Raw genomic sequence first — 25,740 nt, 5'->3', positions numbered from 1 at the left:
TATGTGGAAATTTCTTTTTTGGGTAATAGGCGTTGGTGTTGTCTTCGGTGGAGGGTATCTCGTTGGTGTCGTCACATCTGATGAATCCTCCTATCAAATCATGATCCAGGAAGAGGGGGGAGAAAGTCAGCCTCCAAATGGGGCGGTCCTGACAGATGTCGACCAACCAGCAAAGTTGGATTCTTTACTTGGCATTCTTCTGCAGAAACAACCTGCGGAAGGGGTCACGGTAAATATCACTGAACCCGATGCTTCCCTTAAACTGATGAGCCCGCAAAGGTCCGTCGGATTGGCCGATCACAGAATATGGTTCACGGACGATGGGGCGGTCTTGGCAGAAGAACGAAACGGCACATGGCAGGATGCCGCCTTTTTCACGATTTCAGAAAGAGATGCATCGTATATACAATCAATCATACAGGGAGAGGAAGATTAACGTGGAAATGGAAAAGCTTCGCGGTCCGATCTATTTTCTCGGCTTATGTATCCTGTTCGCCGGCTGTGCCGCTTCGAGTGGAAATAACGGTCCAACGATTCCACAACAGGATTATTCCTATGAACTGGAAGGCATCCAACAGGAGCTTCAGATGCTGAGACAGGAAGTCGAAGTATTGAATGAACAGTTATCGGAGGACGACTCAAGCGAAAGTGAACGTACGGGTACAAAGCGCACGTATTAAGGATGGAGGGATTTGGGAATGAAGGACGAATTCAAACGTTATTTCTGGAAGCGTTTCTGGTTGATTTTTGTTCCTCTTTATCTATTTGCCATTGGAAATGAAAGCTACATTGTCTCGAATCCTTTTTCAGAACTCGAGGATTATGGATCTTTTCTTTATTTCATCGTTTTCTATTTTATCGGTTATGGAGCGATTACAGCCGGGATCCTTCATCTTTTATGGAGAGCCGGCAGGAGAATGGGAGCTCTGAAGCGTGAAGAGAAAATTAGAGAGTAGATTTTTTCGATTATTTACAGGGGAGGGGACGGCCCTCACCCTATTTCTACTGATGTATGTTTTCATATTAGAAAGAATAGCTCTCATTGAGGCAATCCTTTTTACTCCTTTGTCCGTATTCTGTTTTTTTCTCCTGGAATGGATTTTACTTCAAGGGACGGTTTACTGGTTTCTAAAATGGAAAAGGATTTCTCGAAAGAAAAAGACAGAACTTCATGAGTCACATCATGACTGGTTTTGGAGGTTGAAAAAGACCAACCTTGTGCTGCTTATCCTTGCTGCAGGGATCTGGGTAACTCACTGGGTATTCACAAACTCTGCTAACTGGTGGGCGTTGTTCCTGCTTGTGTTTGCTATCGGCGAGCACATCAACTATTATCATATTCGCCTGTCTTACCAAACCTCTGATGAATGGAAAGATTGGAAAAAGAGAGGGTGGCAGCGTTCAGTACTTGCTCGCGAATTGAGTAATCATAAAAGGGTGAAGCAGAAACATTAGTAAGGAATATACTTGGCATGTGCACGACTGACCATACATAACTTTAAGACCTTAAATAAAGGGAGGAGGGGGAGGCTGTGTATTTTCCGCCAATGGAAACCGAACGCCTCAATCTGGTGAACGTGAGCCGGAAGCATACGAACTTCATTTTAAAACACTTCAGTGACCGCAGAGTCTGTGAGTTTTTATATGATGAAGAAGACTTGGAGAATTATGACCAGGCTCATGCCTTAGTCGAATGGTTCGCAAACCCCGAAGAAAAAGGGTACAACCGCTGGGTAATGGAAAGTAAAGAGATGGGCGGGATTCCTGTGGGGACGTGCGGTTTCCATTTGTGGGACCGTCAGAATCGAACGGCGGAAATCGGATATGACCTCTATCCTGACTTTTGGGGCAAAGGTCTGATGAAAGAGGCTTTGGTGGCCTGCATCAACAGCGGGTTTCAAAACATGGGCCTCAACCGGATCCACGCTTATGTAGCGGTTGAGAACCAACGTTCTTCCGATTTGCTAAAACGATTAGGGTTCACTTGTGAAGGTATATTCCGGGATAAACATTACTATAAAGGCACCTATTATGACCATTATACCTATTCTCTGCTCCGTAGAGAGTGGTAATTGAGTGGTAAGGTGAACTGATGTGAATTAGCATAGATGGACAAGGGTGAAGCTGGATGATAAATAGATGAAAGCTTCTCCCTTTACAAAATCAAAATCCTGTTATAAGATGTAATTCGTAATCGTTACTATTACAACTGAGGTGTTGTTTCTTAATGAAAGAGCATCCTATTTTTTTGACCGTTTTTAAATCGTAATAATTACTATTTGTTGAAAGGTGTGAAGATATGGCTAAAAAGTCAAAAGTGGCAAAAGAGAAGAAACGCCAAGCGATGGTTCAAAAATATGCAGTCCTGCGTAAAGAGTTGAAGGAAAAAGGGGACTACGAAGCGTTAAGAAAATTACCCCGAGATTCCTCACCCACACGCCTCACAGGACGCTGTGAAGTGACAGGAAGACCACGCGGGTACATGCGTAAATTCAACATGTCCCGCATCGCCTTCCGAGAATACGCCCACAAAGGCCAAATCCCAGGCGTGAAAAAATCCAGTTGGTAATATACAAATGCGCAGAGGCCTTGCTCAGCCCCGACAAGCATAAGAGGTTCAGCGGAGTGAAGTGCATTTTCTTCACGCAGCTGAAACACTTATGACCTCGAGGGGCTAGGCCTCGGAGCTGGCCGGAGAGCAAGTGTGGAGACACCCCGGTAGATGCGACAAGCATAAGCAAAATCACGTCGTGGCGGTCTTTGCCACAGAGTGAGGTTACTTATGTCTCGAGCATCTGGGTGTCGGAACCGGATAAATACAAATGCGCAGAGGCCTTGCTCAGCCCCGACAAGCATAAGAGGTTCAGCGGAGTGAAGTGTACTTTCTTCACGCAGCTGAAACACTTATGACCTCGAGGGGCTAGGCCTCGGAGCTGGCCGGAGAGCAAGTGTGGAGACACCCCGGTAGATGCGACAAGCATAAGCAAAATCACGTCGTGGCGGTCTTTGCCACAGAGTGAGGTTGCTTATGTCTCGAGCATCTGGGTGTCGGAACCGGATCATATACAAATGTGCAGAGGCCTTGCTCAGCCCCGACAAGCATAAGAGGTTCAGCGGAGTGAAGTGTATTTTCTTCCTTCCGCGCCCTTACATAACAAGAAAGAGGAGGTGGCTCGTTGTATAAATGGGTCATCATTGGTGGAGGAATCCAAGGCTGTACGGTTGCCTCCTACCTTTTACATTCAAAAAAAGCAGACACCCCGAGCTTGAAAGTGATCGATCCGCACGAGGATCCACTTCACAGATGGAAGACACTCACCAGACGCGTAGGAATGAAATATCTGCGTTCAACTTCGGTCCACCACTTGGATCCTGACCCTCATAGCCTGAGGAAATTCAGCAAAAAAGAGGAGTATGCACAACCCTTCATCGGCAGGTACGACCGCCCAAGGCTTGATTTGTTTAATGATTACCATGAAGGTCTTTTCCAGCGATATGAATGGAATGACTTTTGGATGCAGGCGACGGTCACGGGCTTGGAGAAGAAGACAGACGGTTGGGAGATCAACACAGATGGACGTTCGATTTCTGCTGAACGGGTCGTGCTTGCCATCGGGGTCAATAATCGTCCTCACCTTCCAGAATGGGCAGATCTGTCTGATAAGCGCATGGGTCATCTGTTTTCATCAGATGAAGTTAAGATAAGTGGCTCGTTGGTCATCGTAGGTGGTGGGATATCTGCAGCTCATTTGGCTAACACGTATGCGATGGATGGGGAGAAGGAAGTGACGCTTCTGAAGAGACACCCATTCAGGATTAAAGATTTCGATAGTGATCCTGGGTGGCTCGGTCCGAAGTATATGAATGATTTTCACAAAGTGACGTGTTATGAAAAGCGCCGCGAAATGATCAAAGCTGCACGTCATCGCGGATCGATTACGAACGGCCTTTCCGTGAAACTGAAACGCCATGAGCGTGAAGGGAGATTGAAAATCATCACTGACCAAATAGAAGAGGCTGCGTATGTTAAGGATCACATTCATCTTTCTCTAAAAGAAAACGATGGAATCAAGGCGCAGACAGTGCTGCTTGCTACGGGTGCTGATCAATGTGTTCCGGGAATGGAGTGGCTGGAGGGTGTCATACATTCTTGCGCACTTCGGACAGCTCCCTGTGGTTTTCCTGTTGTAGACGCCCATCTGGAGTGGGGACCTGGTTTGTATGTAGCAGGAGCGCTTGCCGAACTTGAAATCGGCCCTTCTGCGAGAAATATAGCTGGAGCGAGAAGAGCAGCGGAAAGGATTGCTGCTATTTAGGAGGAAAGAATATGAACAGAAAAATACCAGTAACCGTGCTGAGTGGATATTTGGGCTCGGGAAAGACGACATTACTCAATCACCTTCTTCATAATAAAGAAGACCGGAAGATCGCCGTGATCGTAAATGATATGAGTGAAGTGAACATTGATGCTTCCATGGTTAAACAAGGGGGATTCTCTCGGACAGAAGAAAAACTTGTGGAACTGCAGAACGGCTGTATCTGCTGCACGTTAAGGGAGGACCTGATCAAAGAGGTCGAAAAACTAGCAGAGATGGATATTGATCACATCGTCATCGAATCGACGGGGATTTCTGAACCGATCCCCGTCGCTCAAAGCTTCACGTATATCGATGAGGCGCTCGACATCAATCTGAGTGAAACGTGTCGCTTGGATACAATGGTGACTGTCGTCGATGTCTATCGCTTTTGGGACGATTACGCTTCGGGAGAATCGTTACTCGACAGGGAAGAAGCTGCGAATGAAACCGATGAGCGGGAAGTCATCGACCTTTTGATTGATCAGGTCGAATTCGCCAATGTATTGGTTTTGAATAAAATTGACCTCGTGGATGAAATCGATCGAAAAGAACTGAAAGCTGTCCTTCAGCAACTGAACACTGAAGCAAAAATCATCGAAACATCGTTCAGTGAGGTTCCACTGCAAGAGGTGCTGGACACGTCATTGTTCGACTTTGAGAAAGCGAGCCAGGGAGCAGGCTGGATCAAAGAACTCAACAATGAACATGTCCCAGAAACAGATGAATATGGGATTGGATCCTTCGTCTATCGTAGAAAGAGACCTTTCCACCCTGAACGTTTCATGCACTGGCTGGAAAACTGGCCTCCGGGCATCGTCCGTTCAAAAGGTTTCTTCTGGCTTGCGACAAGGAATGATGATGCCGGACTCCTCTCCCAAGCTGGATCATCCTTGATGATCCAGGGAGCGGGAAATTGGATCGCCACCTTTTCTGAAGAGGAGAGGGCGGAGCTGCTTGAAGAAGATCCGCAGCTGCAGGAGACATGGGATGCCCGCTACGGAGATCGTCAGACGGAACTTGTGTTCATTGGGATTGATATGGACCGTGAAGACATCATCCAAACGCTGGATCGTTGCTTGTTGACAGAGGAAGAGATGGACAGGAACTGGTCTGATTTTCAAGATCCGCTGCCAGCGTTTTCGACACAAGAATAGAGATCATACAAAAGTAGGGACTCTTAAATTAGAGTCCCTACTTTTTACATACAGCAACACCCAAAGGATAATAGACTCCTTCACGTGGAGGTTCAATAGTGACGCCGCGCTGATTAAAGATTTCTTTTTCAGAAAAGCCTTCGAATAATTCCTCGAACTCCTCCGGTGTCAATTGAAAATAGTGGAAGGGCTGCCCGGATGCGTAATCCCTTCCTTCGCCGAATGGAGTGGAGAGAATAAGGGTGCCACCTGGCTTTAATAAATTGTACATACGCTCCACGAACAACCGGTCATCTTTAACATGCTCGATCGTTTCAAAACTGAGGATCGTATCAAATGTTCCGATTTCCTGAGGGAGGGAAGCATCCATCGCGTCTCCTTGTTTGAAAGTGAGCAAAGGATGATAGTAGTTGTGAACCGCATATTGCAGGGTATCTTCACAAATATCCACGCCTATGATTTCATCAATCTTCTCTTTTGTTTCTTTGGCTATTTTGAGACTTCCGTAGCCGGTGCCACACGCAATATCCAATACCCTTCCTTTTACATAAGGGGTGGAAAACATGTACCGCGCAATGTGCTCAAGGAGCATGTTGTTCATCGGGTCCATTTTTTTCGGTATGACCCGTTCGCCTGTATCTTCTAACATAACCCGTTCACCGCTTTGTCTGATTTTTCTTACTTCAGACCAGTATAACATAGTCTGATCTCAAAATTGAGCACCATAGGCTTACAGAAAAGGGCAGCGCTAGGATGCGCTCCCCTTTGTTTGTTCCTGACTTTTAAGGTGAAGAATCGTCCTCAACAAATCCCCTGCACAAGCCCTGCCGAATGGACCGGTCTGTTTTTGTTGATAAAGCAATTCTCCCGAGTGATTGATGAGGAAACAGGCAGGCTCACCGAAGGCGCTGATAGCTTCGTTGTTACCAGGTCTATGTTCAGTAAAAACCCCGAATGCTTCAATAATGGAGAGGAATTCATCAGCTAAGATGGGAAAGGTAAGCTTCTCGTTCTCTACCATCCTCTTCAATTCCCGCGTGTTTTCTGCTGCAATCGCTATCATCGTGACATTCTCTTTAGAAAATTCTACGAGATGGTCCTCGATTTGTTTCAACGCGCGTACGCACTCTTTTGACCATGACCCTCGAAAGAAAACGATCAAGTGCCAGCAATCTTCATTGTTTTCCTTATGGGACTCTAATAAAAATTGTTCTCCGGTGACAGTAGGCAAAATAAAGTTTGGAACACGATCCCCAAGCCTCAACTCAGACATAGCTGCTCCTCCTTTCCTGATGGTACTCCTTCAAGATCATCCATCCGCTTCGCATTTGTGACGATAAAATTCTCGAACGATTCCATTATATAGACTCTGAAGTGAGAAAAAGATCCTTTTTCCATAGGTTAACCAAATTTTAAGATAATTATAATAATTGAGCGGATGCTTATGAAACTTTTGCCATTTTTAGTCGTATACAAAGATAGATTGTAAATGAAAGAGGTCGATTTAAATGGACAAGGAACAACGACTATATGATGAAGCGAGAATGTTAGTTGAACATAGGTATCCAAGCGGTTGGGGAGGGGCTGCGGCGGTGAGGATTGAGGACGGAACCATCCTGACGAGTGTCGCTCCAGATGTGATCAATGATGCCGTGAATCTCTGCATGGAAACAGGGGCGATCCTTGAAGCTCACAAACGGAACCAACGGGTCACACATTCCCTGTGTATCGCTCGTGACGATGAAAGTTCTTCTTTCAAAGTGTTGTCGCCTTGCGGGGTTTGTCAGGAACGGTTGTTTTACTGGGGAGATGATGTGAAAGTCGCTGTCACACATGAAGGTGAAGAGCTCATGTTTAAAACACTTGCTGAAGTTCAGCCCCATCACTGGTCCAGAGCCTATGAGGGAGAAGAATGAATCTTCGGATCCGTGATCAAGATTTGGATGTGTTGAAGAAGTGGATAGATGTATCTATTTAAGGAAACAAAGCAACGAGGATTTATCAATGGCTTTTGAGCTTTTATCAGTGAGTTTGCTGATTTTATCAGTCGCTTTCGCCATTTTATCGGTGACTTTCAAACCTTTATCATTAACTTCAATAATAAATCTTATATCCTATAAACATTTACAAAATATGACTAAAAACCCATGTCAGTATTTTCAATTTATTCCAGACATGGTACGCTTTTAGTAATAATACAACGGAGAGCGCTGTCGTAGTGTGCTCGAATTCACAGAAAGGTGAGACATCATGAAGAAATTATTTGTCGTTCTTTTACTTTTAGTCGTGGGGTGCAGTGTAGCAGGGAAAGACGTCAATGCTTTCGAAGGTCATGTGACAGAAGTCAAGGTCGGCGGTCTGGAAGTCGAGTGCTCATCGGCAGTGGAAAATGGAGAGGTGGATGATGAGACAGAAGAAGGGTGGCCTTGTCTCGTTCTCGTTCCCCATGATACCCCGATCCATACAAATGATGGCGAGAACTTGAAAATGGAAACGTTCAGAGAACAAGCAAGAGAGGAGAAACTTCTCAAAATTCGAGTGCAGCTCAGTGAAAGTACAGAAATCACGGAAGATCCTGAAAGCAGGAAAGTGACAGCGAAGGAAATCACGGTCCTTGAATAAAGGTCATACATATAGTTGAGGTGTTTTTATGAAAAGACTATTGTTTCATCTGGGATTTGCTGTATTTCTCATTGCCGCGATGATGGGGATGTTGAGTATTCGCGGAGGACTTGTTGATCAGGCGGAAATGGAATTCGAGGTTGTGCCTCTCATCATTTTTGATCTGGTATTCCCGGTGGTGTTTGGGATGTTATTCGCTCTTCCTTTTTTATGGCGCAGATATAGAGAACATAAATCGAAAGGTTTCATGTGGCCGGAGTTCATCGGTATCGGTGTACCGAGCCTGTTCGTAGCCGTATCACACTGGTTGTATTTCACAAACTTTCCGCTGAATCCGGTAACCAGATTTTTTGCGATGCATGCGATCAACGGTCCGATCCTTTTTGGATTCATTTTTGGCTTCACCCTGATTCATTCCATTAGAAAAAGGGAAGACGCAGAATGAAAGGCATCCTTGCCTTATTGCTTGTTGCTCTATTCCTCTTTCCAGCCTGTTCTCCTGGTGCAGGCGAAGGAGGGCTTTTGGACAAAAGGCAGGTGCTCCACATGAATCCTGACGCTGATTATGTAGAATTGGAGAACGGAGAGGTCTACACGCATGGAGCAGAGTGGGTCTATGAGAAGAGCCTGACCAAAGGTGCAAAGATAGCAGAAGTGGAAAAAGGGATGGCGAGCGATCTACACGTTGGAACCATCCTATATGAATCCAAAGAAATCCCAGCGATATTGATTTCAGAATATGACGGCAAAACGAAACGTTATCATTTGGCCATGGGAGAATAAGAGGAGGAGAAACAATTTCTATGAAAGAGAAAGTGGCTTTAGTTACAGGAGGCTCCAAAGGTCTTGGAAAGGGAATTGCCCAAAATCTGGCGGCCTCTGGTGTGACCGTGATCATAAACTATCATCGTGATCAGGAGTCGGCCGATGAGGTCGTTCATCATATCCGTGAAAATGGAGGACAGGCTTTCGCTATTCAGGCCGATGTGACGAAAGAGGAAGAAGTGCACCGTCTCGTGGCAGAAGCCGAACAACAAGCAGGCCGTCCCGTTAATATCGTCGTAAACAACGCCACAGGTCCTCAACCGGAATATTCTCTTGAAGAAGTGACTTGGGATGATTATCTTGATCAATTGTTATTTACGACGAAGGCCCCTTTACTGTTGACGAAAGCTGTCATGCCTTCGATGAAGGAGGAAAAGTGGGGACGGATCATTAATATCGGAAGTGAAGTCGTCGAGCTCGGCAATGCGCATTTTTCCAATTATGTAACCGCAAAGTCTGCGGTCGTCGGCATGACGCGTTCATGGGCCAATGAACTCGGGGAACATGGAATCACTGTCAATGCTGTCCACCCTGGCTTTACCCCGGTTGAACGGCATGGAGATGTAACGGAAGAGACAAGAGCTTCTTACTTAAGGGATGTTCCTTTGAAAAGGATAGGGGAGCCGCAGGATATCGCGAATGCTGTACGGTTTTTAAGCACCGATGATGCGTCATTCATTACAGGTCAGAACATCAGCGTCAATGGAGGGAAAACATTTTAGAGGGGTGTGTGATGGGGATGGAAAAAGAGACGATGGCACTTACAAGCAAGTGGATCAAAAGGAACGCACGACCACTGGAAGCGGCACGCTGGCATGCCTTGATGGAGGGCGGTTTGAAGAGTGAGGTCATCCATTACATACGCGCCTTCCAAAATGAAGATGGTGGTTTCGGGCATGGCATTGAACCGGACTTTTGGCTTCCGGAATCTTCTCCGATGGCGACATGGGCCGCCGGACAGTACTTGTTCGAATTGGATGTCGCTTCTAAAGAACGCGTCGTCCTTGATATGATTTCCTACCTGCTTGAAACGTACGATGAAGAGACAGGGATGTGGCCATCAGTACTTCCTGAACACAACAATCACCCTCATGCCCCTTGGTGGCATTGGAAAGAAGGCGTCCAGCAAAATTGGATGTTCAACCCTGGTGCGGAACTGGCAGGATTTCTCATCCACTGGTCCTATGAAGACAGTGAAGCAGCAAAAACGGGTTGGGCGAGTGTAGAAAAAGCCGTTGCTCATTTGATGGCGATCGATCTGATGGATTTTCATGAAGTCAACTGTTTTCAACGGTTGATGGATGTGCTGTTCCGGCATAAGGACAAAGTCGCTGCCCATACCCCTTTTACTTTCGAAGAAGTGAATGCAAAAACGGTGCTTCTTGCTGAGAGGTGCATAGAGAAAGATCCGCACAATTGGGGCAGCAGCTACAAACCGCTGCCGCTCGATCTCATCCATTCACCAAAACATATCCTTGCTGAAAAACACCCAGAACTGCTGAAGGAAAACCTGGATTTTTATTTGGAAACGATGAATGAGGATGGGGTCTGGGACCTAACATGGGACTGGGGTGATGGATCCGAAGCTTCCGCCGTCAGCAAAAGGCAGTGGCAGGGGATCCTGGCTGTGGATCGCTACCAGAAATTGAAAGCCTTCGGTCGTTTGCCGGAGTGACATCGGACCCTGTCATTCAAGGGGCTGTTCACAATTGAAACAAAGGAGAAAAGAAATGAGAATCATAGACTTGAAGCACATGTCCACCGATGACAAGGTGGATTTTTTTCATACCCATTGGGGTGGAACAAAGATGGTCATCTCAAGCGGTATTTATGAATGCCCGGAGCTTGCCGGATATGCAGCATTGGAAAATGAAAAAATCATAGGGTTGATCACCTATGTGAAAAAGGAGAGGGAGTGTGAAATCATCTCCCTCGACAGTTTGATAGAAAACAAAGGCATCGGAACGTCGCTCATCAAGGCTGTAGAAGGTGAAGCAAAACGAATGGGGTGTCGTTCGTTGAACGTCATTACGACGAACGACAATATAAGAGCCCTTGCTTTCTATCAAAAGCGCGAATTCCGTATCCTGGAAATCTTTCACGATGCTGTTCAGCGAGCACGAGAAATGAAACCGGAGATCCCGGCGATCGGTGATCATGGCATCCCGATCGTTGATGAACTTTTATTGAAAAAGGAGATTTGATTGGATGCGGAAGTGGCATGTCGTAGGTTCGCTTCTCGTTGTAACCGGACCTGTGCTCATTCTCTCTGGCGTTCAGAATACACTTCTCATCCTTTCCCTTATGGTACCAGGGGTTCTGATCGTCATGGTGAATGCTCTCTTAGAAAAGGAAGAGACCAGCATAAGGTGCAGACTGGGCCTCCATACATATGAACGCGTTCGTTGGAAAGAGGATGGACCTGGGGAAATCATCGAATGTCAGCGATGTAAAAAAAGAAAAGAAGTGATGAGAGGCTTTTAAATTTGTTTTGAGAATAGGGGGCCTATATTGAGACCATTGAAACTGGTTGAACCTGACATAGTACTAGAAGAATCCTACCTTAGTTTTTATAAAGAGTGGAAAGATAGCGGGGAAACGATGATTCCATGGGTGATTGAAAAAGATCCTTCGAATTTTCAAGCCATGGTTCAGGGCTTACATAATGACGCCAAGGGGATCGATCTGCCTGAAGGGTTTGTACCGGGCTCGACCTACTGGCTCATCGATCAAGAGAACAAGGTCATCGGAGCTGTGAATATCCGCCATGCCCTGACGGAACCGCTGCGAAATGCCGGCGTCACATCGGCTACGGCATCCGCCCTTCTGAACGCAGGAAAGGCTATGCGACGGAATTGTTACGTTTGTCTTTAGAAAAGTCCAAAGAGCTAGGCATTCCGAGAGCTCTCATCGTCTGCGATGAAATCAACACTGGATCGATGAAGACCATCCTGAATAATGGTGGTGTGGAAGATGAAGATTTTATCGAAAAAGATGGGAATGTCGTCAAAAGGTACTGGATTGAGTTATGAGATCATCCTGAAGGGGTGAGGCGATGGAAGTACAACAGAAAGGCGTCGATGGAGCGGAAGGTAGAATCGCTTATACCTATATCCAAAATGGATCCGATCGCGTTTGTTTCATGTTTTCGGGAAGAGGATACAGCTACGATCACCCGATTTTCTATTATACGACGATGAAATTGATGGAGGATACTTTGGATATTGTGCATGTGCATTATGATTATGACTCCTCCTTTTTTGAACAACCATGGGAGGTTATAGCCAAACGGATGGAACGGGATGTCTCTTCGGTCATAAAAGATGTATTCATGCAGAGGGATTATGGCCATCTGACTTTCCTTGGGAAATCGATCGGGACACTTCCTATAGCAGAAGGGCTGATCCAAAAATACTCTGAAGCAAGGTTTGTCCTTCTGACTCCTTTATTCAAGTATGACTTCTACAAAGAACCTCTCATACATACAAACGCGGAGTTGTTGATTTTTGTAGGAGATGAGGATCATCACTATATCAAAAGTGTCGTGGAAGTTTTGGAGAGTCGGGCGAACATTCGAATGGAAGTCCTGAAAAATGCGAATCACTCTTTGGACGTATCTGGGGGGGATACGGCAAGCTCTATCGAGGTCATGAAAAGAGTCGTCGAATCCATCGGGACGTTCGTGAAAAATAGGGGGAATGACTTTTGAAAGGTTTGTTAGTGAAAGAGCCGTGGATCGACCTGATCCTGAGCGGGGAAAAGACATGGGAAATCCGTGGTACGAACACGAAGCACCGAGGAACGACCGGGTTGATCAAAAGTGGGACCGGTCATGTTTTCGGAACGGTGGAAATCGTAGACAGCCAACCATTGACGAAAGCAGAGTATGAGAGGAGCACAAGCCTGCACGGCATCCCGGAAGAAAACTGTCAGCAGCTGCCCTACAAACGTACCTATGCATGGGTGCTCCGGAATCCGTTCTTTTATGAAGAACCGATCCCCTATACTCATCCGCTTGGAGCGGTCATCTGGGTCGACTTGGATAAAGCAATGAAGGCGGAAGTTTAAAGATTTACATACTGCGAAAGCCCATCTCTCACAACGAGGAATGGGCTTTCGCTTATCGTGGAATCCATATCTTTGAAAAGTCGAAGTAACCGAATGACTGAAATCTGACGTCCTGGATCATCGGGTGGAACGTGCGGATTTTCACGGGATGGTATTGGAAAATCAACAAATTCTGCTTTCGTATGTACGTTTCAATCTCATCCATGACCTGCTCGCGTTCTTCAGCCGTATCCTGTCTTTTGAAAACCTCGAGTTTGTCATGGATCCACTGCAATCCCCAATCCGGGAAGAAGCGCCGGAAAAATAAGTTTTTATTATAAAAAGCTCCTAAAAAAGAAAGGTGTGGGTCCAGTGATGACACTTCCCCCATGAAAATCAAATCCACGTCCTTGTCCATCTCTTCTGTATAGAAATTGGAGAAGTTGAAGGGGTGGCGTTCGAAATGGATACCATATTCCGCTCCTCTTTTCTCAAGCCACTCGGCTTCTTTCACGGCATTTGGGAATTCAAGATGAAACAGTTTCAACGGTTCCCCCTCATAGCCGGATTTTCTCAGCAGCTCTGGAATCCATGTGTTCTTTTTATCCAAGTGGGCTGATCGTTTTGGTACGAAGCTGCTGGCCTCCACGTATTTATTTTCACCGGGCAAATCATTAGGATCACCGAAGGAATGCCAGCCAAAAGAGTCCGCCATCTCTTGGATATCCAGGATGTGATAGATGGCTTCCCGGAAATGAGGATCCTGTACGATGTTGTCTTTATGAAAATTGAACGTGAGGAAGCGGAAGCCGGTCTCGACTTCATGTTTTTGAGCAGGGTTCACGTCTTCGCCGTCTTCCACCGTGAAATTAATGATACTTGCAGCTTCCTGTGAAACTTTGAAAAATTGCACCTCATCGAGTAACGGGCGTTCTTTGAAATACCCATCGAAAGCGGCGAGGACGAGCTTGTGCTCCGTAAGCTCCTTCAAGTAAAAAGGCCCTGTCCCGATCCACTCGTATTCATCGAAGGGTGTTCCGGAAGGGAGAATGCACAAATTCGATGCCGCCATGTATCTCGGGAAAAATGGATTCGGTTCGTCCAATTGAATGATGACTTTATAACGGCTGGGACATTCGATGCTCCGAATGCCTTCTGTCAGCCATGAAGTGGAGGCTTCCGTATTTATCGCTCTTGATATGGTGGAGTGGACATCCTCACTCGTCAGCTCTTCGTCATTATGAAACCGGACCCCTTTCCGCAAATGGAAGGTCCACGTGCGGGCCGAATCGTCCACGTCCACATGATGGGCGATATGGGGGAGGACTTCATCTATTTCAGCATCATATTTCAGCAGCGGGTCCCCGAGCTGTTCGATCATATGGGCTTCGAATGTGATGGAAACTTCCAGTGGATCAAGTGTCGTCAGCGACCGTGCAATGAAAGCATGGAGCACGTCTTTCGGGCTGCTTTGTTCCCTGTAGCTGAACATTTTACGGATATCGTAAGACGCTTTGGCGATCCAGGACTTCGGAATCGGCAGGCGCAGGAGGTGGGCCGCTTCATCCAGCTCGTCCCGCTCCACGCAGGCAGTGACGAAATCTTCCACTTCCTTTTGGAACGGTTTCGGAAAAAGGAGGGTGGACGGTTTTCCGCGCCCTTTGCCGGGAATGTACGTCAGCCTTCCATCCGCGTCTAGTTCTTTCAAAATTCTTTTCACGTTTTTTTGAGAGCAGTACCAAATGGTCTCAAGCTCCTGTAGCTTGAACGCGATCGTTTGGGCCTCTTCCCGTTCATACAAATGGGCCCTCAATGAAAAATAACGTTCGTCGAGCATCAGCGCACCTCCTAAAAGGGGACAGATTTTTCTAAATTGTACCCTTTTTACCCCTTTTTGGAAACCCCATAATAGAGGGAGCGAAGGGGGAGGTCATATGTTCAAAGAATTGCATCCCAACATCCGGATCCGCATTTATACATCATTTCTGAGCCGGGTCGTAGGGGCGGCTGTGTTTCCATTCATGGCCATCTATTTTACAAAAGAAATCAATGCGACGGTCGCAGGCGTTCTGCTGCTCATCCAAGTCGCCGCTCAGTTCCTGACAGGTCTTTATGGCGGGTACTTGGCGGATATCATCGGCAGAAAACGCTTAATGGTGACAGGGGAAGTCCTGAAGCTCACGGCTTTCATCGGCATGTTCCTCGCCAACTCGCCGTGGTTCCAATCGGCGTGGGTGACGTTTTTCATGCTGCTGCTCGTCGGGATCGCCGGAGGTCTTGTGAACCCAGCGGCCGAGGCGATGCTCATCGATGTCAGCACGAAAGATTCCAGGGCATTCATGTATGCGATCAACTACTGGGCGATCAACATGTCGATGATGATCGGACTCATGATCGGCGGCTGGTTTTTCGAAAGGAACCTTTTCGACTTGATCGCCGTTCTCTTAGGCATCAGTTTGTTGACGCTCTGGATGACAAGTACGAAAATCACCGATACATATGTCGTGAACGAAGAGAAGGTCAGGGAAGGGTACGGACTGAAGCCGGTTTTGAAAAATTACAGCCTCGTCATGAAAGACATCCCTTTCCTCGCGTTCACGATCGGTGGGATCGCGATCTTAGGCATCGAATTTCAACGCAACAATTTCATTTCCGTCCGTTTAGAGCAGGACATCGCTTCAAACATGATGGATCTTTTCGGTCTGTTTTCTTTTGAACTGGACGGCATCCGGCTGCTCAGCCTGCTGACGGTCGCGAACACGTTGTTCATCGTGCTGTTCACATCGCTTTTCTCGAAATGGATCAAAGGGAAAAAAGAAGAACCGATCATGTATGCCGGTTTCGCCTTGTTCGGACTGGGATACGCTTTCCTGGCGTTCAGTAATCATATCCCCGGCCTTTTCATCGCTGTCATCGTTCTTTCGATCGGTGAACTGCTGTATGTGCCAACGAGGCAGTCCATCCTAGCTGATATCGTCGATGATACAAGGCGGGGAGCGTATATGGCTTTCAACGGACTCGTCTTTCAGTTCGGAAAAATACTCGGTGCTCTAGGGATCATCATCGGTAATGTCATCGGAGGTTACGGTATGGCTGTGCTTTATGTCGGGCTTGTGTTCGCTGGGATCCACTTTTCCAGAATGGCGATCCGACGCAGGAAATCACCTGAGGAAATCGTCTTTGAGGCGAGTGGTTCTTAGAAGGCAGGAGAGGGAGTCCTCTTCTGTCTTTTTTGTATCGTTTGCATTGAATTACCACTATTTTGAAACAAAATCTCATAGTCTTTCGTATGGAATGAGTAAGAAGAAAGAACGGAGGGGGAGTTTATGGAAATCATCAAAAATTATCTAAAGCCATTATTCTTTTTAGGAATTGTACTATTATCTGTAGGTTGCACCAGTTTAGAGGACGTAGGGAGCAACGTAGAAGAATCTGAAAGTGAACAGAACATTCGCACGGTTTTGCAGAATACTTTTACGGGTCCCAGCAAGGAACAGGAAAAGTTATTAAACGGACCTGATGGCCAATTGCAAACGTACGCTGAGGAGCTAGGTGAGTACCACATGGAACATTTCAAACCCTATTTAAGCGATCGTTTTTTCGAGAGTTATATAGTAAACAGCAATATGGCTTTATCGTTCCTGCGTTTAGCACACCCGGATTATGAGGTGAAAGTCGATGAAATAGAGATTGAAGAAAAAGAAAACTATTACACCTTCACTGTGGACTTATACAAATAACAAAAGTAACAAAACGAATAAGATGAATGTGAAAGGGAACGTACAAACGAATGAAGATGATAAATTAACGAGTATTCAATATAGTAGTGACTTCGAAGATATACGCACAGCCTTAGAATGAGGAAAATAAAGCCAGGGAAACCCGCCCTTAATGGAAACTAAGGGCGGGTTTCTATGACCATTAATTTTAAAGCTGTCCATCATACCAGGAAAAATAACCGAAATAGAGCGAAACCGCAATCGTTACCCCGAGCATCCCGAACATCATCACAGGAAAAAGCCAATCCTTCCGCTGCACTTTCATCGGGCGGTAAAACGTGCGTTCCTTCGCACCGGTGAACCCTTTCGATTCCATCGCGATTGCTGTCCGCTCCGCTTTCCGTATCGCACCAGCCAGAAGGGGAATCGCGAACCGTTGATACTGAAGAAGTTTTTCCTTCCACGAATCCGGTCGGTTGACACCGCGGATTCGGTGCGCCGCACGGATCTGCTGGAATTCCGTCTTCAACATAGGCAGAAAACGATATCCTGCCATAACCCCGTAAGCGATTTTCGGTGGCAGCTTCAACTGTTGGATCAGGCTCAAGATGAAATGGACCATGTTCGTCGTGAACAAAAACAGCAGTGACAAACTGGCGAACGCAAGGACCCTGAGACCTAGAGCAGCCGCCGTCCAGATGTCTTCCGTTGGGAACTCCATCCCGAGGAATGAGACGGTTCCGGTAGTCCCAGAAGCGGTGTCCGAAAACACGATCGTCGTCCAGAACATTCCAAAAGCAAACAGCGTGAACGGAATGAAATAATACAGGTAGTATCTTTTCTTGAACGTCCCGAACAGGAAGGTGACGATCACGGTCCAAACGATGTAGAGCAATGGCGTGACAGGATCGAACACGAACGCGAGGAGGAAGACAGTACCGATGATCGTCAACGCTTTGACCGTCGGATTTACGTTATGAAGAAACATACGCAGGCTCCTTTCGCTCCGAAACGGATCGCTTCCATTGCTCTCTTGGAGGCAGCTCCAGGTGATGGGCGGCCAAATCTGAACGGGACCAGAGTCTTTCCGGCTGACCATCAAAGGTGATTTCACCTTCGTTCAGGACAAGCACCCTTGTCGCGTATTTGTCCACGAGCTCCATATCATGCGTAATCATGACGATCGTCGTCCCGTTTTCATGTTTTTCTTCCAAGAGCGACATCAAATCCGAGGTCGACTTTTCATCCTGTCCGAACGTCGGTTCATCAAGGAAAAGCATACGCTGATTCTCGACAATCATCGTTGCAACACTCAAACGCCGCTTTTGTCCCTGACTTAGAAGAAAAGGATGCTGGTCCTCCAGTCCCTCCAACCGGCAGAACTTCAATGTTTCTTCGACGATCCTGGTCCAATCCGCTTCCTTCATCCCGGCATGCCGGAGACTGAAGGCGACTTCATCATAGACCGCATCCGTAATGAACTGGTGTTCCGGGTTCTGAAAAACATAACCGATCTCTTGCCGAAGGTCATTCTCTTTCCATTTCTTTAACGAGCGGCCGTGCAAAGAAACCGTTCCTTTTCCCGGAGGCTGGATGCCTGCAAGGATTCTCGATAAGGAAGATTTCCCGCTCCCGTTTTCCCCGACGATCGCAACCCATTCTCCCTCATGAAAAGTAGCGTTGTTATTTCGCAAAATCGACTTCCAATCCACATCTTCTGCTTTCAACAATACCTCACTCGCAGGTTCCTCTCGATGAGGGTGCGCTGGTAAAGAGGCGGACGGCATTTCTTCGATGTGAAGCGGATAGGGAGGCGTCCACCCCCGTTCAAGAGCTGTCCTTGTAGCGTACGGAAGCTGGATGCCCATCTCATGAATTTCTCTGGCGTACGTTTTCAAATGGTCGTGGAGTGGACCATCGTAGGTGAGTTCTCCCTCTTCGTTAATGATGAGGACTCTTTCCAACAAGTCCAGCCAACCCTCCAGCTTATGCTCGATCACAAGCAGGGTGAAAGACAGTTCCTCTTTCAATTTTTTCAAAAGCTGGATGAATTCCTTCCTCGCTACCGGATCCAAATTCGCTGTCGGTTCATCGAGAATCAATACTTCCGGTTCCATCGCTAGGATGCAGGCAAGGGCGACTTTCTGCTTCTGTCCTCCGGAGAGGTCGGAGATGTTCGATGTCTTGTAATCTTCCATCCCGACCCAGCTTAAAGCCTTCTCCACTTTTTCCACCATCGACTCATATGGGGTATTCAAGTTCTCCAACCCGAAGGCCACTTCATCCTCGACGGTGATCATGCAGAACTGCGTCTCCGGATCCTGGAAAACGACGCCGACGTGCTGCGCCATTTCACCGGCAGGATAAGAGACGGTCCGTCGTCCCTGTACATAGACTTCTCCATCCATGGAACCGTCGAGTTCTCTCGGGTAGAGTCCATTCAAACAGTGGGTGAGGGAGCTTTTCCCCGATCCACTCGGACCAAGGATGAGCATGTTTTCTCCCTCTTCCATGGAAAAATTCAGACGGGATAAAACAGGTTTCTTCCTTTCCTCATAATGGAGGGTGAGGTTCTCGACTCGTATCACATCTTGACTCATGCGGCTCGCTTCCTTCGGTATTCTTTTCCAAGAGCGAAGCTTGAAAGGACACCCGTTTTCGCTAAAGCGTCACTTAGGACTTTCCCTGCGACACCTGAAATGATGGCACCACTGATGATGCGGGCGATGAACATGGCGAGGACGTACCCTGTGCTGAGAGCTGCGAAACCGGATAGGAAGTAACCCCAGACGAAGCTGAACACGGCAGCCATGACACCGGCAAGCATGAGGGTGAACAGATCATAACGTTTGTACCTCGTCATGGCGAAGGCCGATTCTGCCCCGAGCCCTTGAATCATCCCAGAGACGAGGAGCATCGGACCGACCGCATTTCCGAGCAGCACTTCGACAGCCGCAGCGATCGTTTCTGACAAAAAGGCAGCGCCGGGTTTACGGATGATATAAGCCGTGATGATCGACACGATGAACCAGATGCCGAAGATGAGGTCATAGCCGATCGGTCCGAAAAAGCCGACGAGGATTTTTCCGACCGGAAGGAATGCCAGATAAACGACCGCAAAAACGACAGAAAGCACGGACATGACGACGATCTCTTTCAGTTTCCAGTTGTTCATACCTGATCATCCTTATGAGAAGGGCTGTTGGCAGAAACCGTCACGGTCATCACTGTATGGGAAGAGCCGCTCGCCTCCGTTTCCCTGAACACATCCTCAAGTCCTGTGAAAATATCACGGGTGTCTCCATCGAGGCGCGTAGAATAGTGGGCGGGCGTGACTTCGACTCCCTTTTCTTTCATCGCTTCGATTTGACGGTAAATCGTATCCATATAATCACCGCCACCCATTGGATACAGCGAGAATTTCGCCGCGATCCGCTGTTCGATTTCCTTGGATTGAGGTTTATTCAACGGTTCCTCCGATTCATCCATATGGACATCCCCGGTTGAATCTCCCGGGCAGCCGATGGAAAAGGTCCCTTGAAAAGCGACATGGACCCCTGTTTTCGCGATATGTAATAAAATCGCTTCGGTGACATCGAAGACATGCTCCATCCGGCCGCGCACCGTCGTCGTGACATCGTCCGTCTTCATCCACACTTTCGAGCTGTCCACCTCATTAAGGCTCGCCTTGATATAATCCACGAATTTGTCCGACATCGGGTGCACGGAAAAAGAGCACCCCGCGATTCTTGAAGTTCCACAATGGTTTTCCATTTCTTATTCCTCCTTTTTTTGAGCACAAAAAAACTGCATCCCACGGGAATGCAGTCTACCAAACATAAAGGAAGAACCAGTCAGGTCCTTGTGAATGACGACCGCACTTCCCCACGCTAGTATTATCTAGTTCGGGTTCCAAGGGTCGGAATTTCTCCTCTCAGCCGCTTATAGCAGCTCCCCCAGTGCAAAACGCGTATGCAGTTCTTGTACGTTGCTTTCATCGTAGCGGAGAGTCATAGATTTGTAAACCATCTTTTTTGTAAAAAACAAATGAACCGGATCGCCCTGGGGGATCCGGTTCATTCCTTATGCTTTCGACAAGCGTAACTTCATCACATTCTGGTCTATGAAACAATCGATATACGGCACGCGTTCATAAGGGTAATAACTGACGGAGGTTGGTGTCACTTCCATCATTCGATACAGGTCCTCTGTTGAAGCTACATCATTTAAAACCAATCGGACGTCTTCACCAGTCAACGAGGAGAACTTAGCCGAAGTGTAACCTTCATTTTTCATAAATTGGAGTAAATCCATAATAGTCTCCTTATTATCTGACCTTGAACCATAAATTTTCCCTGAATAACAAAAACCGAAACATATGTCATAGAAAAGCTTTTACAGCTTCCTTCTAACTATTATTCTACTATAATAAGGGTAGGGAAGGAAGCAAAGAGTTTCGACAAAAAAACATGCGCTTCTACGCTTCTTGTCGTTTATCAATAATAAGGGGAGATCATCAAATAGACGATGACTCCAGTCAGACTGACATATAGCCAGATCGGCATCGTCCATCTCGCGATTTTCCGGTGTTTATCCACTTTCATCGCAAGCCCGCGGAACAAAGTAAGTAGAGCGAGGGGCACGATGAGCGCAGCCAATACGATATGCGTGATCAAAATGAAATAATAGATTCCCGCAATGATCCCTTCACCGCCGAATGACGTGGACTCTGCCATCGAGTGGTACGTCAGGTACGAAACGAGGAAGAGCGCCGTCGACGTGAAAGCAGCGAAAATGAACCGCTTATGCCACTTGACGTTTTTCCTGATGATCATGAACAACGCAGCAAGCAGGAAAACGAACGTAAAGGAATTCAAGACGGCATTCAAGAGGGGAAGGAGTTTAATGTTGAATCCGAGATCCCCGTCGATTTTCGGTAAGAACAATAAGGCCACAACGATAAGGTTGATGGCGATGGAAAGTCCCACGACCCATGGGACGTAATTGAATTTTTTCATGGTATCGATCCTTTCATACATCTTTATATAGAATCCTAGTTAAGTATAAAGAAAGTAAGAGTAGAATGCTATGACAGAAAACGCACAATTTGTCGAAGGAGCATATTACGGTTGAAATATCCGATAATCAGGAAACGACCAGGGCTTTAAAAGGAAAGCATTGAAAAAGAGATGGGGCAAAAGCTCCATCTCTTTTTCTTCTTCCTGGGTGAATGGGCAAACCGATGATACTAAAAACCCATAGGATATCGTACAGAAAGGAGGGACTTCGATGTCCGAAAGAAACTTGTTCCTCAGGTTCATAGGCACAGGACTGGAACTCATCGTATCCGGCTTCCTCGCCATCCTCTACACACAAACACAGAACACAGGACGCGGCTTCGATCCAAACCCCGTCTTTTGGAAAGCCTTCATCATCATCCATGTCGCGCTTCTCATTCTCATCCCGCTGCTGGCAAAAGGAAGAACACTCGGCCTGCTTTTGACGAATCTCACCATCGAATCCAATTCAGGTAAGCCGCCGAACATCCTGCAGATCTTTCTAAGAGCCGTCTTAGGCTTCGGTCCGGTCATCCTTACCCAGGGAATGTGGTACTGGGTTTCATTCGTCACCGGTTTGATGGATTCGAAAGGGAGAGGGTGGAGTGAACTCATATCCTATACAACGATAAAGTGGAAAGAGCCTCCATTGGAATAAGAGGCTCAGGTAACCGCTGCTTTCCGATAACGGAACAGGCTTGCACTTATAAAAATGAATGTGATCAACACAAGGATCCAGATTGCATCCCTATAGGCAGAATACGATAGGGGCTGTATCCAATCATGATAAAGTTCGAGAACGAGCCAGCCGATCGGGAAAATAGGTGCCGCTTTTGCGTACGAAGCATTCAGCACCGCTTTTCCTACCTCCGTTTTTCCTTTCTTCCCCCATGAAAAGCGTAAAAGATAAACGAGCGCTACTAAAAAGACAGGTGTCAAAATGATTCCTACGATTATCATTTCCGTTCCCCTTTCTTCAGATGTTCCCTTATGGTTTGATCGAGGTGTTCATCCATGGGATCTCTTTGTCCAAAGTTCTTTAGTCCGTTTCCGATAAAATAACCGGCTAAGGCGATTCCTGATGCCAGGATGACGGCATCGAGTGAAAGTTCCATATTTAACAACCTCCGTTCAGTTCTTTCTCTCTATTCTATACGCTTAGGAAAAAGTAAGGTTTCAAGGTAGGGCTCTTTTTCAGGAGTTCCATCCATGAACATGAAACCACTCTTTGTTTTCTCATCATTAAAGTGGACGCTCTCCATGACTTGTTAAGAAGATTAATGAATATCAAAAAGACAGAAAATTCCCTCTAATTTCATTTACGAAGCTATCTTAGAATGGTAAAATTTATCATTGTAATGAACTAATGAACGAAAGAAAACAAAGGAGTGAGGACAATGGGGAAAGATGTACTTTATGCAAAATCATATTTTGAGAGGCTGCCAGAACTTGGAGATTTGGCACCAGAAGCGTTCAAAGCTTTCGTAGAGTTTGATAAAAAAGCGCTCGCACCGGGAAAGCTGGATGGTAAATTAAAAGAATTAATTGCTGTAGCTGTTGCTCATGTGACAGGATGCCCTTATTGTATAGATTTGCATGTGAAAAATGTGAAGAAACAGGAAGCGACAAAAGAAGAAGTTTCAGAAGCGATCCTTGTAGCGACAGCGCTAAAAGCGGGTTCATCCATCGCACACAGTGTAAACGCTTTGAATACATACGATGAAAAAGGTGACGATGCACTATATAAAGCCTCTTATTTTAACCGTCTTAAAGAACTTTCCAATCTTCATGAAGGTGCTTTTCACGCGTTTGTCGATTTTGATCAACAATCAATGAAAGATGGAGCTATTTCTGCTAAAGACAAAGAGCTCATTGCCGTAGCTTCCGCACATACAACAGGCTGTCCTTACTGCATCGATGTTCATACGAAAGGCGCGAAGCAACAGGGAGCTACAAAAGAAGAGGTAGCCGAAGCCATTTTTGTGGCTACGGCATTAAAAGCAGGTTCGGCCATTGCTCACAGTGTAAATGCGTTAAATGCATATGATGATGAGTGAAGGATAAGTTATTGCAAATATAGGTTTCTCATAAAAGAGACGATTACTCGATCCAGTAATCGTCTCTTTTACATCATATTGATAATTTTATTAAGGCTGCTTTATCTTTAATTGATGTTGCTCGAGGGAAAAGTTAAGTTTTTAAGTCAGTACGTTTATGAAGAAAGTTGTTAATATAAGTGAATAGTTATCAATGCATAAACGCTTATAATTATTCAATTTCTGAGTTTTTATCTTGAAACTGAGTCTTAAAGAAACGGGCAGGTTAGTTGAAGACTCAGTTTCGAGATAATTGGAATTTTATTGTATGAAAAATAGATTATACGTATAATAATTCATTAAGTAGAAAGTTGTTTGTACAAAGGAGTGAGAATGTGATTATTAAATTTGCAAGTGTCACAGATGCTTCCGTTATTCACGATTTAATGATTAAGGCATTTATGGAATATAAAAATGAAGTGCCTCCGTCCAGTGCTTTAGAAGAAACAGTACAATCTGTCTCTAATGCATTAGTGAAAGAGGAAGAAGGGCTGATAGCGTATGAAGAAAACGTTCCAGTTGGTATGGTGCGTTTTTTAATTAATAACCAAAGCATATACTTTTACCGTTTGTCAGTAATCCCTAATAAGCAAGGAAAAGGAATCGCCAAAAATTTGTTAAAGTTTATAGAAGATTATGCAAATAAAGAAGGTTTCTCGTCGATTCGATGTAAAGTCCGTATGAGTGTGACAAAGAATCTAAAGTTATACAGATCAATAGGTTACGATGTTTGCGATGAGGAAGTTGTACATAAACCAAATGGCATAAATATTAAAGTAGTGTCAATGAAAAAAGATCTTTTGTTATTGCAATAAAGGGGGCATTGCTTAAGAAGTAATTGACCTTACATCGGTGTAACTAAGGAGAGAGGTAATGCAGGTTTGTGAAACAATAAATTTGGAATTACAATATAAAAACTATTTTACTAGTATTGAGGGGGACTCGGGTTATGGAGTCGGTAACTGTTTATCATTACGATGCTTTTAGTAAAGAACCTAATAAGGGGAATCCAGCGGGAGTAGTTTTAAATGGTGATGAATTAACAGATATAGAAATGCAAGAGATTGCTTTTAAAGTTGGGTTTAATGAGACAGCATTTCCGGTTAAATCGCATCAAGCCGACCTTAGGATAAGATATTTCACACCTGGTCATGAAATGAATTTATGCGGTCATGCAACAATAGCAACTATCTATGCTTTAAAAAGTAAAGGGTTATTGGGAGATAAAACAGTGTTAACCATTGAAACAAACGCTGGCATCCTACCGATTAAGATCAACACATCTGCTTCTGGTGAAATATTGATAACTATGCAGCAGTCTTCACCCCAATTTAAGCTATTTACAGGTTCAAAAAAAGATTTAGCTAACTCAATTGGATTAACAGAATCAGACCTTTATGCTGATTTACCAATACTTTACGGAAGTACAGGTACTTGGACTCTACTCATACCGATAAAACAACTTGATGCCTTTAAAAAAATGGAACCAAACAATAAACAGTTCCCAGAAATTTTAAAGGAAATGCCTAAATCATCTGTGCATCCTTTTTGTCTGGATACTTATGATTCAAATGCTGATATGCACGCTCGACATTTCTCATCGCCATATTCAGGAACAATTGAAGATGCAGTAACTGGTACAGCTTCAGGGGTAATGGGGGCGTTTTATGCAAAATACATAAAACAAAACTTTAGTGAACCTATAAAGCTTACTGTTGAGCAAGGGCATGAAATTGAAAAGGATGGCCGGGTTATAGTAGATGTTTCAAAAAATAACGAATCATTTAATGTTCAAATAATTGGAAGTGCTGTTTTAGTTAAAGATTTTCAAGTTTTGTTAGAAAAGTAAGTTTGTGAATTCA

The 25,740-nt window shown here is 45.6% G+C and carries 35 protein-coding genes, 1 pseudogene and 1 riboswitch; of the genes and pseudogenes, 25 read left to right on the top strand and 11 right to left on the bottom strand.

Annotated features, from left to right (window positions below; all coding sequences use genetic code 11):
* The first annotated feature begins 1 nt into the window (after position 1).
* The 8 genes from ACJA3J_RS12890 to ACJA3J_RS12855 all read left to right on the top strand — a co-directional run bounded on the left by ACJA3J_RS12890 (position 2) and on the right by ACJA3J_RS12855 (position 5,512).
* Entirely contained in the window at positions 2-436 is a 435-nt protein-coding gene (locus ACJA3J_RS12890; protein ID WP_406944252.1) for a hypothetical protein, read from the top strand.
* A 1-nt stretch (position 437) separates the two neighbouring features.
* Positions 438-680 (top strand): hypothetical protein, encoded by a 243-nt coding sequence (locus ACJA3J_RS12885; RefSeq protein ID WP_406944251.1) that lies wholly within the window; start codon positions 438-440, stop codon positions 678-680.
* Between the two features lie 18 nt (positions 681-698).
* The gene (locus ACJA3J_RS12880) at positions 699-956 is read left to right on the top strand and encodes a hypothetical protein (RefSeq protein WP_115894653.1); all 258 of its coding nucleotides are present in this window, start codon (positions 699-701) and stop codon (positions 954-956) included.
* A 244-nt stretch (positions 957-1,200) separates the two neighbouring features.
* A complete protein-coding gene (locus tag ACJA3J_RS12875; protein ID WP_406944250.1) occupies positions 1,201-1,455 on the top strand; it encodes a hypothetical protein in 255 nt (84 codons plus the stop codon).
* A 77-nt stretch (positions 1,456-1,532) separates the two neighbouring features.
* On the top strand, positions 1,533-2,072 hold the full coding sequence (locus ACJA3J_RS12870) for a GNAT family N-acetyltransferase (protein WP_406944249.1): 540 nt from the start codon (positions 1,533-1,535) through the stop codon (positions 2,070-2,072).
* Between the two features lie 227 nt (positions 2,073-2,299).
* Entirely contained in the window at positions 2,300-2,569 is a 270-nt protein-coding gene (gene rpsN / locus ACJA3J_RS12865) for a 30S ribosomal protein S14 (protein ID WP_406944248.1), read from the top strand.
* 607 nt (positions 2,570-3,176) lie between these two features.
* Positions 3,177-4,316 (top strand): FAD/NAD(P)-binding protein, encoded by a 1,140-nt coding sequence (locus ACJA3J_RS12860; protein WP_406944247.1) that lies wholly within the window; start codon positions 3,177-3,179, stop codon positions 4,314-4,316.
* 11 nt (positions 4,317-4,327) lie between these two features.
* Entirely contained in the window at positions 4,328-5,512 is a 1,185-nt protein-coding gene (locus ACJA3J_RS12855; RefSeq protein ID WP_406944246.1) for a GTP-binding protein, read from the top strand.
* Positions 5,513-5,549: 37 nt separating this feature from the next.
* Here ACJA3J_RS12855 and ACJA3J_RS12850 read toward each other — a convergent pair whose 3' ends face one another.
* Together ACJA3J_RS12850 and ACJA3J_RS12845 are read right to left on the bottom strand one after the other, a co-directional pair.
* The gene (locus ACJA3J_RS12850) at positions 5,550-6,161 is read right to left on the bottom strand and encodes a class I SAM-dependent methyltransferase (protein WP_406944245.1); all 612 of its coding nucleotides are present in this window, start codon (positions 6,159-6,161) and stop codon (positions 5,550-5,552) included.
* A gap of 99 nt (positions 6,162-6,260) precedes the next feature.
* Positions 6,261-6,785, bottom strand: a complete 525-nt coding sequence (locus ACJA3J_RS12845) for a peroxiredoxin family protein (protein ID WP_406944244.1) — start codon at positions 6,783-6,785, stop codon at positions 6,261-6,263.
* 235 nt (positions 6,786-7,020) lie between these two features.
* On the opposite strand from ACJA3J_RS12845, the gene ACJA3J_RS12840 reads away from it, so the two are divergent.
* The 11 genes and pseudogenes from ACJA3J_RS12840 (at position 7,021) to ACJA3J_RS12790 (ending at position 13,027) form a co-directional block, all read left to right on the top strand.
* Complete coding sequence (locus tag ACJA3J_RS12840; protein ID WP_406944243.1) at positions 7,021-7,428, top strand: cytidine deaminase; 408 nt, start codon at positions 7,021-7,023, stop codon at positions 7,426-7,428.
* A 334-nt stretch (positions 7,429-7,762) separates the two neighbouring features.
* The gene (locus ACJA3J_RS12835; protein WP_406944242.1) at positions 7,763-8,134 is read left to right on the top strand and encodes a hypothetical protein; all 372 of its coding nucleotides are present in this window, start codon (positions 7,763-7,765) and stop codon (positions 8,132-8,134) included.
* A gap of 28 nt (positions 8,135-8,162) precedes the next feature.
* Positions 8,163-8,579: a hypothetical protein gene (locus ACJA3J_RS12830; RefSeq protein ID WP_406944241.1), complete on the top strand. Its 417-nt coding sequence runs from the start codon at positions 8,163-8,165 to the stop codon at positions 8,577-8,579.
* Entirely contained in the window at positions 8,576-8,917 is a 342-nt protein-coding gene (locus ACJA3J_RS12825; RefSeq protein WP_406944240.1) for a hypothetical protein, read from the top strand. Before ACJA3J_RS12830 ends, ACJA3J_RS12825 begins: the two co-directional genes overlap by 4 nt.
* Before the next feature lie 20 nt (positions 8,918-8,937).
* The gene (locus tag ACJA3J_RS12820; RefSeq protein ID WP_406944239.1) at positions 8,938-9,681 is read left to right on the top strand and encodes an SDR family NAD(P)-dependent oxidoreductase; all 744 of its coding nucleotides are present in this window, start codon (positions 8,938-8,940) and stop codon (positions 9,679-9,681) included.
* 11 nt (positions 9,682-9,692) lie between these two features.
* The gene (locus ACJA3J_RS12815) at positions 9,693-10,634 is read left to right on the top strand and encodes a hypothetical protein (RefSeq protein ID WP_406944238.1); all 942 of its coding nucleotides are present in this window, start codon (positions 9,693-9,695) and stop codon (positions 10,632-10,634) included.
* Positions 10,635-10,689: 55 nt separating this feature from the next.
* Positions 10,690-11,163, top strand: coding sequence for a GNAT family N-acetyltransferase (locus tag ACJA3J_RS12810; protein ID WP_406944237.1), 474 nt, complete (start codon positions 10,690-10,692; stop codon positions 11,161-11,163).
* A 4-nt stretch (positions 11,164-11,167) separates the two neighbouring features.
* On the top strand, positions 11,168-11,443 hold the full coding sequence (locus tag ACJA3J_RS12805; RefSeq protein WP_089652175.1) for a hypothetical protein: 276 nt from the start codon (positions 11,168-11,170) through the stop codon (positions 11,441-11,443).
* 36 nt (positions 11,444-11,479) lie between these two features.
* Positions 11,480-11,991: pseudogene (locus tag ACJA3J_RS12800) on the top strand (GNAT family N-acetyltransferase).
* A gap of 23 nt (positions 11,992-12,014) precedes the next feature.
* Positions 12,015-12,668, top strand: a complete 654-nt coding sequence (locus ACJA3J_RS12795) for an alpha/beta family hydrolase (RefSeq protein WP_406944236.1) — start codon at positions 12,015-12,017, stop codon at positions 12,666-12,668.
* A complete protein-coding gene (locus ACJA3J_RS12790) occupies positions 12,665-13,027 on the top strand; it encodes an ASCH domain-containing protein (protein WP_089652177.1) in 363 nt (120 codons plus the stop codon). The genes ACJA3J_RS12795 and ACJA3J_RS12790 overlap by 4 nt, the downstream gene beginning before the upstream one ends.
* 52 nt (positions 13,028-13,079) lie before the next feature.
* On the opposite strand, the gene ACJA3J_RS12785 is transcribed toward ACJA3J_RS12790, so the two are convergent.
* Entirely contained in the window at positions 13,080-14,843 is a 1,764-nt protein-coding gene (locus ACJA3J_RS12785) for an ABC transporter substrate-binding protein (RefSeq protein ID WP_406944235.1), read from the bottom strand.
* Between the two features lie 97 nt (positions 14,844-14,940).
* On the opposite strand from ACJA3J_RS12785, the gene ACJA3J_RS12780 reads away from it, so the two are divergent.
* Positions 14,941-16,206, top strand: a complete 1,266-nt coding sequence (locus ACJA3J_RS12780; protein WP_406944234.1) for an MDR family MFS transporter — start codon at positions 14,941-14,943, stop codon at positions 16,204-16,206.
* 126 nt (positions 16,207-16,332) lie between these two features.
* Complete coding sequence (locus tag ACJA3J_RS12775) at positions 16,333-16,746, top strand: hypothetical protein (protein ID WP_406944233.1); 414 nt, start codon at positions 16,333-16,335, stop codon at positions 16,744-16,746.
* Between the two features lie 187 nt (positions 16,747-16,933).
* On the opposite strand, the gene ACJA3J_RS12770 is transcribed toward ACJA3J_RS12775, so the two are convergent.
* From ACJA3J_RS12770 to ACJA3J_RS12745, 6 genes are all read right to left on the bottom strand, one after another.
* Positions 16,934-17,713, bottom strand: a complete 780-nt coding sequence (locus tag ACJA3J_RS12770; protein WP_406944232.1) for an energy-coupling factor transporter transmembrane component T family protein — start codon at positions 17,711-17,713, stop codon at positions 16,934-16,936.
* Complete coding sequence (locus ACJA3J_RS12765; RefSeq protein WP_406944231.1) at positions 17,700-19,325, bottom strand: ABC transporter ATP-binding protein; 1,626 nt, start codon at positions 19,323-19,325, stop codon at positions 17,700-17,702. The genes ACJA3J_RS12770 and ACJA3J_RS12765 overlap by 14 nt, the downstream gene beginning before the upstream one ends.
* Entirely contained in the window at positions 19,322-19,900 is a 579-nt protein-coding gene (locus tag ACJA3J_RS12760; protein WP_089652183.1) for an ECF transporter S component, read from the bottom strand. Before ACJA3J_RS12760 ends, ACJA3J_RS12765 begins: the two co-directional genes overlap by 4 nt.
* Positions 19,897-20,499, bottom strand: a complete 603-nt coding sequence (locus ACJA3J_RS12755) for a YkoF family thiamine/hydroxymethylpyrimidine-binding protein (RefSeq protein WP_406944230.1) — start codon at positions 20,497-20,499, stop codon at positions 19,897-19,899. Before ACJA3J_RS12755 ends, ACJA3J_RS12760 begins: the two co-directional genes overlap by 4 nt.
* A gap of 91 nt (positions 20,500-20,590) precedes the next feature.
* Positions 20,591-20,693, bottom strand: a riboswitch (TPP riboswitch).
* 115 nt (positions 20,694-20,808) lie between these two features.
* Positions 20,809-21,039 carry a hypothetical protein gene (locus tag ACJA3J_RS12750; protein WP_115894681.1) on the bottom strand — a complete coding sequence of 77 codons (231 nt, stop codon included), beginning with the start codon at positions 21,037-21,039 and terminating at the stop codon, positions 20,809-20,811.
* Between the two features lie 182 nt (positions 21,040-21,221).
* Complete coding sequence (locus ACJA3J_RS12745) at positions 21,222-21,743, bottom strand: DUF420 domain-containing protein (protein WP_115894695.1); 522 nt, start codon at positions 21,741-21,743, stop codon at positions 21,222-21,224.
* Positions 21,744-22,014: 271 nt separating this feature from the next.
* On the opposite strand from ACJA3J_RS12745, the gene ACJA3J_RS12740 reads away from it, so the two are divergent.
* Positions 22,015-22,440, top strand: a complete 426-nt coding sequence (locus tag ACJA3J_RS12740) for an RDD family protein (protein ID WP_406944229.1) — start codon at positions 22,015-22,017, stop codon at positions 22,438-22,440.
* Positions 22,441-22,445: 5 nt separating this feature from the next.
* Here the strand turns inward: ACJA3J_RS12740 and ACJA3J_RS12735 are convergent, their stop codons facing one another.
* Together ACJA3J_RS12735 and ACJA3J_RS12730 are read right to left on the bottom strand one after the other, a co-directional pair.
* Complete coding sequence (locus tag ACJA3J_RS12735) at positions 22,446-22,742, bottom strand: hypothetical protein (RefSeq protein WP_406944228.1); 297 nt, start codon at positions 22,740-22,742, stop codon at positions 22,446-22,448.
* Complete coding sequence (locus ACJA3J_RS12730; protein ID WP_181898687.1) at positions 22,739-22,897, bottom strand: hypothetical protein; 159 nt, start codon at positions 22,895-22,897, stop codon at positions 22,739-22,741. The genes ACJA3J_RS12735 and ACJA3J_RS12730 overlap by 4 nt, the downstream gene beginning before the upstream one ends.
* A 282-nt stretch (positions 22,898-23,179) precedes the next feature.
* On the opposite strand from ACJA3J_RS12730, the gene ACJA3J_RS12725 reads away from it, so the two are divergent.
* The 3 genes from ACJA3J_RS12725 to ACJA3J_RS12715 all read left to right on the top strand — a co-directional run bounded on the left by ACJA3J_RS12725 (position 23,180) and on the right by ACJA3J_RS12715 (position 25,727).
* Positions 23,180-23,839 (top strand): carboxymuconolactone decarboxylase family protein, encoded by a 660-nt coding sequence (locus tag ACJA3J_RS12725; protein WP_406944227.1) that lies wholly within the window; start codon positions 23,180-23,182, stop codon positions 23,837-23,839.
* Positions 23,840-24,219: 380 nt separating this feature from the next.
* Positions 24,220-24,693 carry a GNAT family N-acetyltransferase gene (locus ACJA3J_RS12720; protein WP_406946298.1) on the top strand — a complete coding sequence of 158 codons (474 nt, stop codon included), beginning with the start codon at positions 24,220-24,222 and terminating at the stop codon, positions 24,691-24,693.
* A 134-nt stretch (positions 24,694-24,827) separates the two neighbouring features.
* Positions 24,828-25,727, top strand: a complete 900-nt coding sequence (locus ACJA3J_RS12715) for a PhzF family phenazine biosynthesis isomerase (RefSeq protein ID WP_406944226.1) — start codon at positions 24,828-24,830, stop codon at positions 25,725-25,727.
* Positions 25,728-25,740 lie beyond the last annotated feature (13 nt).

The organism is Halobacillus sp. SY10, assembly GCF_045401165.1.
In the GTDB taxonomy this organism is placed as follows: domain Bacteria; phylum Bacillota; class Bacilli; order Bacillales; family Halobacillaceae; genus Halobacillus; species Halobacillus aidingensis.
This window is presented reverse-complemented; position numbering and strand designations above follow the sequence as displayed.

Excerpts from the sequence above, each read along its gene's own strand:
- ACJA3J_RS12845 (WP_406944244.1), bottom strand. The coding sequence starts at position 6,785 with ATGTCTGAGTTGAGGCTTGGGGATCGTGTTCCAAACTTTATTTTGCCT.
- ACJA3J_RS12815 (WP_406944238.1), top strand. The coding sequence starts at position 9,693 with ATGGGGATGGAAAAAGAGACGATGGCACTTACAAGCAAGTGGATCAAA.
- ACJA3J_RS12890 (WP_406944252.1), top strand. The coding sequence starts at position 2 with ATGTGGAAATTTCTTTTTTGGGTAATAGGCGTTGGTGTTGTCTTCGGT.
- ACJA3J_RS12770 (WP_406944232.1), bottom strand. The coding sequence starts at position 17,713 with ATGTTTCTTCATAACGTAAATCCGACGGTCAAAGCGTTGACGATCATC.
- ACJA3J_RS12735 (WP_406944228.1), bottom strand. The coding sequence starts at position 22,742 with ATGATAATCGTAGGAATCATTTTGACACCTGTCTTTTTAGTAGCGCTC.
- ACJA3J_RS12880 (WP_115894653.1), top strand. The coding sequence starts at position 699 with ATGAAGGACGAATTCAAACGTTATTTCTGGAAGCGTTTCTGGTTGATT.
- ACJA3J_RS12715 (WP_406944226.1), top strand. The coding sequence starts at position 24,828 with ATGGAGTCGGTAACTGTTTATCATTACGATGCTTTTAGTAAAGAACCT.
- ACJA3J_RS12805 (WP_089652175.1), top strand. The coding sequence starts at position 11,168 with ATGCGGAAGTGGCATGTCGTAGGTTCGCTTCTCGTTGTAACCGGACCT.
- rpsN (WP_406944248.1), top strand. The coding sequence starts at position 2,300 with ATGGCTAAAAAGTCAAAAGTGGCAAAAGAGAAGAAACGCCAAGCGATG.
- ACJA3J_RS12840 (WP_406944243.1), top strand. The coding sequence starts at position 7,021 with ATGGACAAGGAACAACGACTATATGATGAAGCGAGAATGTTAGTTGAA.
- ACJA3J_RS12745 (WP_115894695.1), bottom strand. The coding sequence starts at position 21,743 with ATGAAAAAATTCAATTACGTCCCATGGGTCGTGGGACTTTCCATCGCC.
- ACJA3J_RS12835 (WP_406944242.1), top strand. The coding sequence starts at position 7,763 with ATGAAGAAATTATTTGTCGTTCTTTTACTTTTAGTCGTGGGGTGCAGT.
- ACJA3J_RS12785 (WP_406944235.1), bottom strand. The coding sequence starts at position 14,843 with ATGCTCGACGAACGTTATTTTTCATTGAGGGCCCATTTGTATGAACGG.
- ACJA3J_RS12820 (WP_406944239.1), top strand. The coding sequence starts at position 8,938 with ATGAAAGAGAAAGTGGCTTTAGTTACAGGAGGCTCCAAAGGTCTTGGA.
- ACJA3J_RS12750 (WP_115894681.1), bottom strand. The coding sequence starts at position 21,039 with ATGGATTTACTCCAATTTATGAAAAATGAAGGTTACACTTCGGCTAAG.
- ACJA3J_RS12755 (WP_406944230.1), bottom strand. The coding sequence starts at position 20,499 with ATGGAAAACCATTGTGGAACTTCAAGAATCGCGGGGTGCTCTTTTTCC.
- ACJA3J_RS12825 (WP_406944240.1), top strand. The coding sequence starts at position 8,576 with ATGAAAGGCATCCTTGCCTTATTGCTTGTTGCTCTATTCCTCTTTCCA.
- ACJA3J_RS12810 (WP_406944237.1), top strand. The coding sequence starts at position 10,690 with ATGAGAATCATAGACTTGAAGCACATGTCCACCGATGACAAGGTGGAT.
- ACJA3J_RS12730 (WP_181898687.1), bottom strand. The coding sequence starts at position 22,897 with ATGGAACTTTCACTCGATGCCGTCATCCTGGCATCAGGAATCGCCTTA.
- ACJA3J_RS12760 (WP_089652183.1), bottom strand. The coding sequence starts at position 19,900 with ATGAACAACTGGAAACTGAAAGAGATCGTCGTCATGTCCGTGCTTTCT.
- ACJA3J_RS12780 (WP_406944234.1), top strand. The coding sequence starts at position 14,941 with ATGTTCAAAGAATTGCATCCCAACATCCGGATCCGCATTTATACATCA.
- ACJA3J_RS12850 (WP_406944245.1), bottom strand. The coding sequence starts at position 6,161 with ATGTTAGAAGATACAGGCGAACGGGTCATACCGAAAAAAATGGACCCG.
- ACJA3J_RS12725 (WP_406944227.1), top strand. The coding sequence starts at position 23,180 with ATGGGGAAAGATGTACTTTATGCAAAATCATATTTTGAGAGGCTGCCA.
- ACJA3J_RS12830 (WP_406944241.1), top strand. The coding sequence starts at position 8,163 with ATGAAAAGACTATTGTTTCATCTGGGATTTGCTGTATTTCTCATTGCC.
- ACJA3J_RS12775 (WP_406944233.1), top strand. The coding sequence starts at position 16,333 with ATGGAAATCATCAAAAATTATCTAAAGCCATTATTCTTTTTAGGAATT.
- ACJA3J_RS12765 (WP_406944231.1), bottom strand. The coding sequence starts at position 19,325 with ATGAGTCAAGATGTGATACGAGTCGAGAACCTCACCCTCCATTATGAG.
- ACJA3J_RS12855 (WP_406944246.1), top strand. The coding sequence starts at position 4,328 with ATGAACAGAAAAATACCAGTAACCGTGCTGAGTGGATATTTGGGCTCG.
- ACJA3J_RS12795 (WP_406944236.1), top strand. The coding sequence starts at position 12,015 with ATGGAAGTACAACAGAAAGGCGTCGATGGAGCGGAAGGTAGAATCGCT.
- ACJA3J_RS12740 (WP_406944229.1), top strand. The coding sequence starts at position 22,015 with ATGTCCGAAAGAAACTTGTTCCTCAGGTTCATAGGCACAGGACTGGAA.